The sequence below is a fragment of the [Scytonema hofmanni] UTEX 2349 genome, assembly GCF_000582685.1.
Classification (GTDB): Bacteria; Cyanobacteriota; Cyanobacteriia; order Cyanobacteriales; family Nostocaceae; genus Hassallia; species Hassallia hofmanni.
The window spans coordinates 104569-117544 of the sequence record NZ_KK073769.1 but is presented as its reverse complement, the minus strand read 5'-3'; the positions used below and the strand labels follow the sequence as shown (position 1 = coordinate 117544).

At 43.4% G+C, this 12976-nt stretch carries 11 protein-coding genes and 2 pseudogenes; 9 read left to right on the top strand and 4 right to left on the bottom strand.

The window, feature by feature from the left end; all coding sequences use genetic code 11:
* Positions 1-19: 19 nt before the first annotated feature.
* Positions 20-136, top strand: coding sequence for a hypothetical protein (locus tag TOL9009_RS50620; protein ID WP_398345034.1), 117 nt, complete (start codon positions 20-22; stop codon positions 134-136).
* 59 nt (positions 137-195) lie between these two features.
* The gene (locus TOL9009_RS0130300) at positions 196-627 is read left to right on the top strand and encodes a hypothetical protein (protein ID WP_029637185.1); all 432 of its coding nucleotides are present in this window, start codon (positions 196-198) and stop codon (positions 625-627) included.
* A 191-nt stretch (positions 628-818) separates the two neighbouring features.
* On the opposite strand, the gene TOL9009_RS41035 is transcribed toward TOL9009_RS0130300, so the two are convergent.
* Positions 819-1013 carry a hypothetical protein gene (locus TOL9009_RS41035; protein ID WP_038298087.1) on the bottom strand — a complete coding sequence of 65 codons (195 nt, stop codon included), beginning with the start codon at positions 1011-1013 and terminating at the stop codon, positions 819-821.
* A 60-nt stretch (positions 1014-1073) separates the two neighbouring features.
* On the opposite strand from TOL9009_RS41035, the gene TOL9009_RS41030 reads away from it, so the two are divergent.
* From TOL9009_RS41030 to TOL9009_RS0130280, 3 genes and pseudogenes are all read left to right on the top strand, one after another.
* Positions 1074-1907 (top strand): RNA-guided endonuclease InsQ/TnpB family protein, encoded by an 834-nt coding sequence (locus TOL9009_RS41030; RefSeq protein WP_144238418.1) that lies wholly within the window; start codon positions 1074-1076, stop codon positions 1905-1907.
* Between the two features lie 541 nt (positions 1908-2448).
* A pseudogene (locus TOL9009_RS41025) lies at positions 2449-4024 on the top strand (group II intron reverse transcriptase/maturase).
* 53 nt (positions 4025-4077) lie between these two features.
* A complete protein-coding gene (locus TOL9009_RS0130280) occupies positions 4078-4473 on the top strand; it encodes an RNA-guided endonuclease InsQ/TnpB family protein (protein WP_186227728.1) in 396 nt (131 codons plus the stop codon).
* 34 nt (positions 4474-4507) lie between these two features.
* On the opposite strand, the gene TOL9009_RS0130275 is transcribed toward TOL9009_RS0130280, so the two are convergent.
* The 3 genes and pseudogenes from TOL9009_RS0130275 to TOL9009_RS0130270 all read right to left on the bottom strand — a co-directional run bounded on the left by TOL9009_RS0130275 (position 4508) and on the right by TOL9009_RS0130270 (position 8270).
* Entirely contained in the window at positions 4508-7030 is a 2523-nt protein-coding gene (locus tag TOL9009_RS0130275) for a sigma 54-interacting transcriptional regulator (protein WP_029637183.1), read from the bottom strand.
* Positions 7031-7230: 200 nt separating this feature from the next.
* A pseudogene (locus TOL9009_RS50615) lies at positions 7231-7398 on the bottom strand (UBP-type zinc finger domain-containing protein); the annotation flags it as partial.
* A 161-nt stretch (positions 7399-7559) separates the two neighbouring features.
* On the bottom strand, positions 7560-8270 hold the full coding sequence (locus tag TOL9009_RS0130270; protein ID WP_398345030.1) for a GDSL-type esterase/lipase family protein: 711 nt from the start codon (positions 8268-8270) through the stop codon (positions 7560-7562).
* An 838-nt stretch (positions 8271-9108) separates the two neighbouring features.
* Here TOL9009_RS0130270 and TOL9009_RS0130265 point away from each other — a divergent pair.
* The 4 genes from TOL9009_RS0130265 to TOL9009_RS41015 form a co-directional block, all read left to right on the top strand.
* A complete protein-coding gene (locus TOL9009_RS0130265; protein WP_029637181.1) occupies positions 9109-11148 on the top strand; it encodes a DICT sensory domain-containing protein in 2040 nt (679 codons plus the stop codon).
* 311 nt (positions 11149-11459) lie between these two features.
* On the top strand, positions 11460-11879 hold the full coding sequence (locus tag TOL9009_RS0130255; RefSeq protein ID WP_029637180.1) for a photosystem I reaction center subunit II PsaD: 420 nt from the start codon (positions 11460-11462) through the stop codon (positions 11877-11879).
* Positions 11880-11911: 32 nt separating this feature from the next.
* Complete coding sequence (locus tag TOL9009_RS46395; RefSeq protein WP_144238417.1) at positions 11912-12094, top strand: hypothetical protein; 183 nt, start codon at positions 11912-11914, stop codon at positions 12092-12094.
* On the top strand, positions 12091-12976 hold an 886-nt coding region (locus TOL9009_RS41015), incomplete at its 3' end, for a chorismate-binding protein (protein WP_038298084.1). The genes TOL9009_RS46395 and TOL9009_RS41015, both read left to right, overlap by 4 nt.

The window sequence follows — 12976 nt, the reverse complement described above, 5'->3', positions numbered from 1 at the left end:
CACTTCAACTGAATTACTGGTGGATTGCATGAATAATATTTGTGTGGTGAGTGATGAAGTGAGATACACAATTGAAGATACCTTACTGTTACCGATCGCCGAAATCGAAAAACACAAACGTGAAACAGCCGAATAGAGTGATCGCTTACAATTTAACTGTGAGCATATACTCTTATATTTGTCAGTGCGTTTAATATGACTGACGTGAACCCCGACATCACTGGAACTATTACGATCGCAGTGCAGCCTCAAGACAATGGACAGTATATTTGCCAGTTATCATCGTCTTTGAGCGATTCTCCTAGAGAAAATATACAATGCTACGGTCAAACAAAAGAACACGCCATCGCCATCGCCTTAGAACAACTAGCCGATGAGTATCGCCGGATGGTGGAAGAACAACAAAATATAGATTGGGACACAGTGGAGCGATCAGACTCTGGAGGGTCAATTGCCAAGCGTTACCATGTAATTTTGCACTACGAACGCATTGCTGAGGAAGAATCGAAGTTCGAGGCACTGCACAATACGATTATGGGAAATACGGTGGTTGAGAATGCCAAGATCACCGTGATTGAGATTGATCCAGATATACCAATTGATCCATTAACGCGATCGTGGGATTGATTGGGCTAGTGAAATCAACAGTTCCAAGTAGAGACGTTCCGGCGGAACGTCTCTACAATTGTGTGGAATGTCGAAAAATCGTGAGATAAGGGGTGATACCCCTGAATCACCAGCAGTATCCGTAAAAGTTGTCGCGGATCTAAGTTTTCACTAATTAGACGAAAATGGCAACGGCGGGCTAGCCCCTAAATTCATTTATGGGGGTTAGCCGTTGGCGATTTTAATCGCCGTCCCCATTCTTCTATTAGCTCACTAGCGCTGATACCCCTATTTATTGCTTCAGCTTTAATATTTTTCCAAGCCGTAGGAGTCAGTACCACGGTTCTCTTTGTTTTCACCTCATCATGCAAAACAGGTATATTTCTTAATCGCTTTTTAGTTGTCATATTTAGTAACGCCGTGTATACTAAACGCAGTCTAGCAAATCTAAGGGAGGTGATTCAAGAGTGTTGGTATTGGAATACAAAGCAGTAGTTAAAAAAGCCCAATCAAAAGCCATAGATGAAGCTATACGTACAAGCCAATTTGTGCGAAATAAAGTTTTGAGATATTGGATAGATAATCGCGGCGTTGGCAAAAAAGAACTGTACCAGTACAACACTCAGTTACGGGGCGAATATGAGTTTGTTAGAAATTTAAGTAGTCATGCAACTCAAGCATCAGTAGAAAATGTTGAACGAGCAATCAACAGATTTTTTGCTAATTGCAAAGCTAAAAAACAAGGATTGAAAGGCTATCCAAGATTCAAAAAGCATAGTCGTTCTGTTGAATATAAACAACAGTCTTGGAAGTTACATCCGACCAAGCGCCGAATAGCTTTCACTGATAAAAAAGGGATTGGTGAACTCAAGTTACTAGGTAAGTGGGATATTCATGCCTACCCAACTGAACTAATTAAACGAGTTCGGATTGTGCGTCGTGCTGATGGGTACTATGTTCAGTTCTGCGTGAAAGTTGAAAATAAGCAAGAAGCTCCGTCAACCACGTCTGAGATTGGTATCGACGTAGGATTGGAGTATTTCTACTCTGATTCTTCGGGCAACCATGAAGAAAACCCGCGATATCTACGCAAGTCTGAAGCTGATATCAAGCGGGTTCAACGTAACATTTACAAGAAGAAAAAAGGGTCATCTGGTAGAAGAAAAGCGCGTGGTATTTATGCTCGTAAACATTTAAAAGTAACAAGACAAAGGGATGAACATGCGAAGAGACTTGCACGTAACTTATGCCTAGCTAACGCTAAGGTTGTCTTGGAAGATTTAGTGCGATTCGTTGATTAGTGAATCACGGTATTCAGTCCGTAAATAACTAATCCAGCCCGACAGCAGATTACTGTCACTAAAAGGCTGAACTCTCGGTCAGATGTAGGTGAAAGTCCTACCATTCAGACTCAGAATTGACTCCTTACCTGCCCACACTGAGTAGACTCGGTTTCTATAGGGTGAAGCTGGGAACAGGGCGCAATCAGACTGCCGTTGCGGGTTGACACTGGCGCTAATAGGGGGTTCCTACGATGAAACAGAGCCTAGAAAAGCAACTTATCCAAAGGCAAGGGCGTAACATAAAAACCCTGACCACACTGGAGTTCATTCCCGCCGCAATTAAGTCAAAAACGGCATGAGTCGAGGGAATCCAGTAGTTGAATTGGCTACATCTAAAGGAACAATCAATCCTTCCGAGGGAACGAATAAAAACGAATTGTGGGTCTTGGGACAGTCGAACCCCAGGTAAACCAGACGAGCGGAAGAATCCCCACAGTTCGGGTAGGACGCAACGTAATTGTTGCGAGGTGTTCAGAATACACTAACCAGAGAAGAGAAAATGATTAGACACAGTTATAAAACTAGTGAATCTTGGGTAGCCCTACCGTGGAAGAAATTCCGCCGAAATCTATTCCGCCTTCAAAAGCGCGTGTATAAAGCTGTTCAAGTTGGAGACAAGCGGAAAGCACGGTTACTCCAAAAGCTTATTATGAAATCCACCTCGGCTCGATTTCTGGCAATAAGACAAGTATCACAGCTAAACGCTGGTAAAAAGACGGCTGGTATTGATGGGAAGAAATCCCTCTCATTTGAAGAACGCTTCAACCTTGAAGAATTACTAGGAATGAACAGTGGAAATTGGAAGCATCAAGGACTACGGGAAATCCCCATCCCTAAAAAGGACGGGACAACCAGAATGCTTAAAATACCAACCATCGCGGATAGAGCTTGGCAATGCCTAGCAAAATATGCACTCGAACCAGCACATGAAGCCACTTTCCACGCCCGGAGCTATGGGTTCAGAACTGGGCGCTCTGCCCATGATGCACAACAGTACATCTTTGCAAACCTTAACTCTAGTGCCAACGGAATAGAAAAACGAGTAATCGAACTCGATATTGAAAAGTGCTTCGACCGGATTAACCACTCAGCAATAATGGGCGAACTCATTGCCCCCAAAGGCTTAAAACTCGGAATATTCCGATGCCTCAAGGCAGGAGTCAACCCAGAATTTCCCGAACAGGGTACACCGCAAGGGGGAGTGGTTAGCCCATTACTAGCCAACATCGCACTCAACGGGATTGAGAGTATACACAGATACCACGTAGAGTACAAACGTGGCTACAGAATAACAGACAAAACACCAGATAAATCCCGAACCATCAGTGAGATATGCAGATGACATGGTAATCATACTCCGCCCCCAAGATGATGCGACAGAGATACTTGAAAGAATCAGCGAGTTCCTCCGCAAACGCGGAATGAATGTAAGCCAAAAGAAAACCAAAGTCACCGCCGCGACAGATGGGTTTGATTTCCTCGGCTGGCACTTCAAAGTGCAGAGCAATGGAAAGTTTAGAAGTACTCCCTCAGTGGAAAACTTCAAAGCTTTTCGTAAGAAAGTAAAACACATCGTCAACAACTCGAATTATGGCTCTAAGGTGAAGGCTGAAAAGCTTTCCCCAATAGTTAGAGGCTGGAGAAATTACCATAAGTTCTGCAAGATGGACGGGTCAAAGTTATCACTTTGGTTCATGAGCCACAGAGCATACACGGTATTTAATAAGGAAGCCAAGAAAGACCGCCACTCTAGCAAGAAATTACTAGACAAAGCATTTCCGAAGGTTCCCTACTCCGAAGGTAGTCACGTCATGGTCAAAGGCACAAAGTCCCCCTATGACGGGGATGGCACCTACTGGAGCGAACGAAAAAGTAAGCTCTACGACGGCGAAACCTCTAAAACTCTTAAGAAGCAAAACCATAAATGTGCATCCTGCGGCTTAAAGTTTATCGATGAAGAACGGGTTCACCTGCACCACATCGACGGAAATCACGCCAACTGGAAGAAAAATAATCTTGAAGCAATTCATGAGAGTTGCCACGATTATAAACACATGAGCAAAAGCGCAAGCTGAGAACATCGGAAGCTGGGTGCGGTGAAAGTCGCACGCCCAGATTTAACAGAGAGGTGCCCCGGATAATACCGGGCATCGACTCTACCAATATTAAGGGCATGGTGAAAAACCATAAGCTAGCCAAGAGCATTAATGATGCATCTTGGTATAATTTCCGCCAGTGGCTTGAATACTTTGGTGAGAAATTTGGGAGGGAAATTATTGCAGTTCCTCCACACTTCACAAGTCAGGAATGTAGTAATTGCGGTGCTAGAGTCCAAAAATCTCTCAGCACTCGGACTCATTCTTGTCCACATTGCGGACATACAGAACAACGCGATGTGAATGCTGCCAAAGTAATTTTAAGTCGTGCAAGCGCTACCGGAGGGCATCCGGGAAGTAACGCCAGTCGAGATGTTCCCTCTACTTCTATTGGTCGCAAGACCTGTAAAAGCAAGGAACGTCAGTGACGCTGGAATCCCCCGCATTTATGCGTGGGGAGTGTCAAACTATAATCGCCCACATACTAGCGCCTAGTGTAATAGTTGCTAAGTGTTGCCAAAAGAGCGATCGCATGGGTTGACGAGCAATTTTTTGGGTTAACAATATCGTTAACAAAACTGAAAAAATCAGAGTGACACCTTGTAAAAAGTCAACCACCGCTGGATGAGCGACCAATACAGGCAATTGCTCACCATTTAGACCGAAAGTGGCAAAAGTTACTGGGAGAATGCGTCCGCCTTCTTCTAGGCTCAAACGTAGATAATGAGCTAAGTTACCACCCAAAACTAATGGTAGATAGCCATAAGCAAGTTCTATAAATGCTTTCGGCTTACGTCCAAAATTTATTACCTTCATCAAACCATATGCAGCAAAGGGAACAGCTACAGGGATAATTAAAGCTAGTAGCGATAATCCTAAATGTTGCCAAAACTGAGTTAAATCGAGATGTAACCCTAACCAAGATTGCAATTCCGGTAAACGATGCAGATACACTCCACCTAATAGTAAAAACAACAGCGCTACTTCATAAGTATGGGATACATGGGTTGTCCACAATTCAACACCAGGTGGACGCAAATTAAACTCAACGGAACGATGGGGACAAGCTTTAAGACAAGTCATGCACAGTACGCAGTCTTTGTTATCTTCTAATTGTGCTGGGTGCGAGTACAAAGGACATCCGTTAGTTTCCATTCCTTCGCCTTTTTGAGGTCCACCTTTGTAACATTGATATGTAGTGCAAGTTGCGGAACAAATGCCTTGCTGCGCTCGAAGTTCAGTCATTGAAAGTTTAGCAAATAAACCATTCATTCCACCGATGGGACAGAGATATCGACACCAAAATCGTCGTTCAAAAATGGCAGAGAAAATCATCGCGCCGGCGGTAATTAACAGCAGCAAACAAGCGGAAAGGTAAGCTGTATTTTCTAAATCCCAAAGTTCTTCCCACAGAAAAATTAGGGTAAATAGTCCAAAAAGAAACCATCCACCCCATTTTTCGGCTAACTGTCGATTCCAGCGTTTTAGTTGTCGAGGAAACAACCATAAAGAAAGTTTTTGCGTAATTTCCCCATAAATCATGAAGGGACAAACAGCGCACCAGACGCGACCGAGAAAGGGAAAGAGAAATAGGAAAAAAGCCCACCACCAAGCCCAGAATAGATTGAGAACGAAATTGCGATCGCGTGTTTGCGGTCCAATAAATAACACTGCGACAATCAACGCAAAAGCTGTGGCAGTAAAGCCATAATTAATGCGATCTGTCCACCACGAACTGCGGAGAAATTTCCGCAAATCTGGATAAACATTCAACAAATTCACCCGAAATCGCTTTTTCTTCGTATCCACTGACCAGAAAATTTCTTCTGTTAACTCCCGCGCTTCCCCTGCTTGGACGATCGCTCTTTCTACTAAATTTTGCAATTCTTTTAAGTTGCCAGGAAAATCATAAGATTGCAAACGGCGCAATGCTTCTGGTGCTAATTTTTGTTTATAAATACCCCTAGTCTGAGTATAAAGACTGATGTAATAATCTACCTGAGCCTTGATATCAGTTTTCCGCACTCGTAGCGGTGGCACTTTGATGTTATGACCTATACAGCGTTCGATTTGCGGCTGATTTTTTTCGGAAACAATCAAAATCCGGGCGCGAGAAGTGCGGGGTGCGGTGGGTGGTTCTTCAGAACGACTTACGGGATTATATGTAGAGTTTTTAACTAAATTAACTAGTTGTGGCAGCAACTCTGGCGGAGTTTCTTGAATGTTGTTGAGGATGAGAGTACCTTCGCCTAACCATTCCAGCAGTCCGGCTTTGCCGCCAGCACGCCCAAACAAATCTGCACCGCTGGTTTGGAGTATACCACAGTTAACTTTGATAATCGGTTCGCGTCGCTGTTTGGAACCAAAGTGAATTAAAGCAGCTATATTGTCTTTTTCTAAGCCTGGTTCGCCAAAAATCAAGACAGATTTACGGTCATTCGCAGCTTCGCGAATTTCTTCGCGCAAACGCACCGCATAACGGCTTGTACCAACAATTCCCCGTTTGGCTTTGGTGACTAAATACGGACGTAAGGCGATCGCTCGTTCTTGTTCGTAGGTAAAGGCTGATGTTAAATCCGCCAATTCTTGCGCCAATTGACGGGAAACAGCTTGAAAAATTTCCGGGTATTCACGCAACTTAGCGCGAAATTTTTCGACAGGCACAACCCAAATATGGCATTCTGTAAGGGTAGTGATGGTGCGTTGCGTCGGCTGGTCTAACAGTAATTCTTGCAGGTGAATCACGGCACCGGGAAGGAAGCCAATCGCTAACGCTGGGTTGGCTTGATTGCTGCTATCGCTTTCGAGTTGACCTTCGATAAGAATGTAAAGTGCTTCTGGGGAAGTATTTTCTACAACGAGGTTGGTTTGAGCTGGGATGATTTGTTCTTCGATTTGTTGGGCGATCGCATTTAAAACTTCAGCTTCGAGAATTCCTAAAGCTGTGCGTTCTTGTAGCCATGTTACTGTTTCTTTTGATGTCATATAAATTCCAAATTCAAACTTAATAAATTTCAGCTGCTATATATAAAAGAAATTATCGCTCTTATGGGGATTAATTTTAAATTATGAGTCTATCAGATATCCCTAATCTTTGGGTTCCTTTGGCGCTTTTGAGTTTAATTGTTATAGCTGCTGTGTTTTTTAGTCGCAGCAGCTAAGAATTTATTTTCTACACGAAAGTTTTATCGATATAACACCAGATACTTCAAGCTCGGTTCAAAGGATTTGACAATCGGATGATTGGTTGTATTGAAGTGTTTGGTAGCGTGTTTGTTTTTTGAGGAGTCGCAACAACCGATGTGTCCGCAAAGAAGACATTGGCGCAAATGCACCCATCTGTCCCCCATTTTTAAACATTCACTCTAGATAAATCCCTTTAACTAATTCCCTAAACCCATTTTTTCGGTAAATTAATTATGCGTTACTCGAACCCAACAGATGCGATAAATAAATCGTCATCTTTATATTTAGGGGCATTAGTGATATAAGAGACTCAGTGGTGAAAATAATGCTAGCTGGCAATTGTTTGGGAATTATAGATGGCGATCGCTTCCCAATTCATGACATCTTCTAACAAAGCTTGATAACCTAGTGTATTCGGGTGAAGTCCATCTTTACTTAAACGTTTGCGTCTCCAATTTTCACTGCGTCCCATCCAACGCTCAAAAATATCAAGATAGGGAATCCGTCTTTTACTGCAAGCGATGCGAGTAGCTTCTTTGTAGCGATACTGATCGGCGTGATTATAATATAAACAATCCAAAAATGGCATCTTGGCTTCATCGACTGGCACCATCCCAACAAATAACACGGGACACAGTTGCTGTGCTTGTTCAAGCAAAGAAGCGATTTCTGATTCAAAGACGGCAAAATCTGTATAGTTGCGTCCATCAGCATGTCTCAACCGCGCTGAATCATTCACTCCCACTGAGAGAATAATCAAGTCGGGGACGCGGTTTCGCAATTCTCCCCGATGGCGGAATTCAATTTCTAGTCTTTGTGCTACTTGTTGAGTGCGATCGCCTCGTACTCCCAAATTATAAACAATATGACCCGCACTATCCGGCGACATCCACGACCGCCGCAATCTTTCAACCCAGCCTCCCCCTTCTGGATCGCCAAATCCGTAAACTAAGCTATCTCCTAGTGCGACAATCTTTAAAGGCTGACATTGAGTTGGTCTAGACAGTTGCATTGAGGAACAAGCCACAAGTGTGTGCATTTAAAAACAATGTATTTTATATCTTTTAAAGATTCTATACATTTCTACACCATTTATGGGTAACTAATTTTTGCTTTACTTAGGGCATAGGGCATGGATAATTCCTCCTTGTCCCCCACTCCCCTTCAAAGCACCATCGCGTAAGCCCTTTGGTAAAATACTAAGTTATTAACGGTAATTGAGTTTTCAAAGGTATTAATTATACTGTAAATGCTGATACATTTATATTGAAACTTACTACAATCAAATTAAAATATTTAGAAAAGCATAACACCTTTTCTTTAATAGCTTTCGTGTGGAAAAAAAAGGTAATTGCACACCAAGGCTACTCATCCAAAATATGTAGTAATTTGTGATAAATATGAACATTGCCGACAAGAAAATAGTTGGTTAAGTTTTGTATATTTTTTGATAAAGTTTTATACTAATTGAAACCATAATACTTAGAAAAACTTTTTCATCTAAGTTGTTGATTATGCAATCTAACTGCTGACTCCCCAAAGTCAGCAGTTAGGGGGAATCGAATTTATCAGGGTTGTTGGAATTGCCTGGAATACATGTTCTGACGTAAGATGTAACGCGAGAACATTGTTCGTTGTGGTGTATTTGATTCTTCAGGAAAAATATACTATGAATGAAAGACTTTTATTTTTGTAAAGAAACTCGTATGCGTTCCTTTTAAGTGATATGCTAAACCTTCGCTTTTGGGAAAGCTGAAAAATATATTCAGGATTCTTTACATATTGCAACTGTCTACTTAACTTGAAAGTCCGTTGTAATTTGTACAATGCAGCTGTGACGTGGATATTGTCCAACTTGGGCTTTGTTAAAGACATTCATGAGCATTTCGACTTCTGTGTTGAGCGATCTGCTACAGACGCTACCTCACGTGCGACCCCAGCTATATTTCAAAGCTTCTCTAACAGCGCTCTCCCATGCGATGGAAGATCAGGTTTTGGCGGCAACTTTAGACGAACCTTTGGTGATTGCGAGCTTCCAACGAGAGAGATTTTACCGCCAAGAAGCTCATCGATATCAGCGACTTGCCGATCGCAGCAATCAAGTATACGTCTTAGCTGCACCGGAAACGGATTTCACTAATAGCTCGGAATATTACGAAAAAATCGCCTTTGACCAAGAAGATGGCTTAAGTCACGAATGGCATTTGGTGGTGATTGCCCAAAACTATGCAACTTGCTTGGTGTGCCGAGAAAGCCAAGGCTCTATGACCAAAAATAAGCACATGCCAGAATTGAACATCAGTCTGGATATGGAGACAGCGCGAAGATTTGAGGGAATTTGGACTAGTGAGCGAGAAGTAAGCCTAAAAGCAGCCCAGTTGCTATTAGACAGAATTATCGTTTACAGACCAGAATTGACAAGCAAAGTTGAGCAGGTAAGCCAGAGATTTGGTATTGGGGTGCATCGGGGTAACAGAAAAGTGACTCAGGATTTGCTGTCAAGCTACTCAAAAGTAGAAGAAATACCTTTAGATTTTTGTGACATTGACACTGACCCGTTTGTGCAGCGTTTGGTAACTTACTTGCAAGCTAGCCAGTACAAATTGCATAAAGCTTATCGTTCAATTGCCGCTCAAGCACGCAAAGAGCGCTTGATCAATTCAATTACCACTGCAATTAGGCGATCACTTAATCCTCATGAAGTTCTCCAAGTAGCAGTGCAAGAACTAGGACAACATCTAGAAGCTTCGAGGTGTTTAATTTACCGCGCTCAAGCTACAGATGCAAGCGCGAAAATAGAACACGAGTTTTTGAGTCCTGGTGTTTTATCTGTTGTCGGGCAAACTTGGCATTTACAAAATAATCCTTTATTTGGGGCGATCGCACAACAGGGTGAGGGTATCAGCGTTGTCAATACTGTAGCTGACGATCGCATTAAGAGTGATAGCGAACTTTCTTTAATTGCCAAAAAGTTTGCGATTCGTTCTTGGCTGATGGAACCAGTATTATTTCAAGGACGATTATTGGGCATAGTCGAGTTACACTATTGCCGTTTGCCTCCCCATCAGTGGCAAGTTGGAGAATTGGATTTAGTCAAAGCGATCGCCACCCAAGTTGGCTCGGCTCTAATTCAAGCTGAAGCTTATGCTAACCTAGAAGACCTCAACCAACAACTTGAAGCCCTCGACCGCACCCGCAGCAACCTCATAGCCATCACCGGACACGAACTCCGCACTCCTCTATCCACGATTCAGGTGTGCCTGGAAAGTCTCGCCAGCGAACCGGATATGCCTCTAGAATTGCAACAAGTGATGCTGACTACAGCTCTAACTGATTCCGAACGAATGCGGAAACTGGTGCAAGATTTCTTAACACTTTCTAACTTAGAAAGCGGACGGGTAGAATGGCATCCAGAATCTTTGACCATAGAAGAGTGCGTGGAATTAGCAATTAGCCGTTTTCGCACTCGCTCTGCAACAGAAAAGCAGCCAAAAATCAAGAGTAAAATTGCCCAAAATTTACCTTTGATCAGAGCAGATGGCGATTGGTTAGTAGAGGTAATAGCAAAAATTGTTGATAACGCTTGTAAATTTACACCTCCCCAAGGAGAAATCACCATTAAAGCGACTCGCAACAGCGATCAAATGCTTGAAGTGACTGTAGCTGATACTGGACGCGGTATTGAACCGAATCGATTAGAAGTAGTTTTTGACCGCTTTTATCAAGAAGAGGGAGCCTTGCGACGTACAACTGGCGGCACTGGTTTAGGATTAGCAATATGTCGTCAAATTGTCAATGGGTGGGGTGGAGAAATTTGGGCTTCCTCAAGGGGCAAAGACAAAGGTAGTCAGTTTCACTTTACCATCCCGATTGTCAGTCAAAAAAGTGAGGAGTTGAAAATGGGGCATGGGGCATAGGGCATGGGGCATGGGGCATGGGGCATGGGGCATGGGGCATGGGGCATGGAAAGAATCGTATTTATTCACGCAGTTGCTTTATTCAATTTTTTAATTCTCATTGCCCATTGCCCAATGCCCATTGCCCATTGCCCAATGCCCATTGCCCATTGCCCATTGCCCATTGCCCATTGCCCAATGCCCATTGCCCATTGCCCATTGCCCATTGCCCAAAAATTAACAAAGAACTGTTACAGTCTATAACGCGATCGCAACATGACCCAGGTCGCAGTGTTACGATGCCCTAAAAACGTTGAGAGACAATTTTTTTTATGGCAGAAACACTAACTGGACAAACTCCCATATTCGGTGGCAGCACTGGCGGTTTGCTTTCAAAGGCATACGAAGAAGAAAAGTACGCGATCACCTGGACTAGCCCCAAAGAGCAAGTGTTTGAAATGCCTACAGGCGGCTCTGCTATCATGAACCAAGGCGAGAACCTGCTTTACTTGGCTCGTAAAGAGTACGGTATCGCTTTAGGCGGTCAACTCCGGAAGTTCAAAATCACAGATTACAAAATCTACCGGATTTATCCCAGCGGCGAAACTCAGTATTTGCACCCGGCTGATGGTGTCTTCCCTGAAAAGGTAAACCCAGGTCGTGGGAAAGTGGGCTATGTAGACCGCAACATCGGCAGCAACCCCAATGCATCTCAACTCAAGTTCAGCGGTAAATCTCCTTACGATGCATAAGGAATAGGGACTGGGGCAATGGGCAATGGGCAATGGGAATTAAAGACGCTCGATTTTTGATACGCGTTTTATATCTAATAGCTAGCAGTCTTTCCATGCCCTATGCCCTATGCCCTATGCCCTATGCCCTATGCCCTATGCCCTATGCCCTATGCCCTATGCCCTATGCCCTATGCCCCATGCCCCATGCCCCATGCCCTATTCCTAAATTATGATTTTTCCTGATTTTGCCGAATTTCAAGAGCTAGCCAAACAAGGTAATTTTGTTCCGGTGTATCAGGAATGGGTCGCAGACCTGGATACGCCCGTATCTGCTTGGTATAAAGTATGTGCTGGTCAGCCTTATAGCTTTTTGTTGGAATCGGTAGAAGGCGGAGAAAAGCTGGGACGTTATAGTTTACTGGGTTGCGATCCGTTGTGGACTTTGGCAGCTAGGGGAGATTGTACAACTCAAACGCATCGTGATGGTTCGCAAATTGTCTTTGAAGGCGATCCTTTTGCAGCTTTAAGTCAATGTCTGGAACCTTTTGTGCCAGTAAAGTTACCGCAATTACCGCCGGGAATTGGCGGTTTGTTTGGATTTTGGGGCTATGAATTAATAAATTGGATTGAGCCGCGCGTGCCAATTCATGCCCAAGATGATCGTAATATTCCGGATGGATTGTGGATGCAGATAGACCACCTGTTGATTTTCGATCAGGTGAAGCGGAAAATTTGGGCAGTTGCTTATGCTGATTTACGTAACGTAGAGACGCGAAATTTCGCGTCTTTACAAGCAGCATATCAACAAGCGTGCGATCGCGTCACTCAGATGGTTCACAAGTTATCTTTACCCCTATCGCCCCTAAATACTATCTTGGAATGGACACCACCAAATAGTAGAGGAGTGGGGGGAGCGGGGGAGTATACCAGCAACTTCACGCGAGATGAATTTTGCGCCCAAGTTGAAAAAGCAAAGGATTATATCAAAGCAGGCGATATTTTTCAAGTAGTAATTTCCCAACGATTATCAACAGAATACACTGGCGACCCCTTTGCACTTTATCGTTCTCTGCGCCAAATTAATCCTTCGCCTTACATGTCTTACTTTCACTTCC

Coding starts and splice junctions, on each gene's coding strand:
- TOL9009_RS41035 (WP_038298087.1), bottom strand. CDS start 1,013: ATGACAACTAAAAAGCGATTAAGAAATATACCTGTTTTGCATGATGAG.
- TOL9009_RS0130255 (WP_029637180.1), top strand. CDS start 11,460: ATGGCAGAAACACTAACTGGACAAACTCCCATATTCGGTGGCAGCACT.
- TOL9009_RS0130300 (WP_029637185.1), top strand. CDS start 196: ATGACTGACGTGAACCCCGACATCACTGGAACTATTACGATCGCAGTG.
- TOL9009_RS0130275 (WP_029637183.1), bottom strand. CDS start 7,030: ATGACATCAAAAGAAACAGTAACATGGCTACAAGAACGCACAGCTTTA.
- TOL9009_RS46395 (WP_144238417.1), top strand. CDS start 11,912: ATGGGAATTAAAGACGCTCGATTTTTGATACGCGTTTTATATCTAATA.
- TOL9009_RS0130270 (WP_398345030.1), bottom strand. CDS start 8,270: ATGCACACACTTGTGGCTTGTTCCTCAATGCAACTGTCTAGACCAACT.
- TOL9009_RS0130265 (WP_029637181.1), top strand. CDS start 9,109: ATGAGCATTTCGACTTCTGTGTTGAGCGATCTGCTACAGACGCTACCT.